The organism is Ignatzschineria sp. PL_is040, assembly GCF_055813795.1.
Window position 1 is genome coordinate 1 of sequence record NZ_JBVPGU010000067.1, and the last position, 223, is coordinate 223.

Annotated in this window: 1 protein-coding gene; it reads left to right on the forward strand. The window is 48.0% G+C overall.

Features of this window, described 5'->3' with window-relative positions; all coding sequences use genetic code 11:
- Window positions 1-16: 16 nt before the first annotated feature.
- A partial coding sequence (locus AC0SAP_RS10450) for an Ig-like domain-containing protein (protein ID WP_473384118.1) occupies window positions 17-223 on the forward strand: 207 nt, incomplete at its 3' end.

Genomic DNA, 223 nt, shown 5'->3' on the forward strand with positions numbered 1-223 from the left:
TAAGGATGAGTTCACGGTGGTGGTATCTGACGGCAATGGTGGCAGTGTCACTGTGACGGTTCCTGTAACAGTCACACCGGTGAATGATGCCCCAACGGCAGAAGCACCAGCAATCATTACGAAAGAAGATCAACCAGAAACAGGAAAAGTCACCGGGAAGGATGTAGATGGTGATGAGTTAACTTATGTGGTTTCTGAACAACCGAAAAATGGTACGGTGACG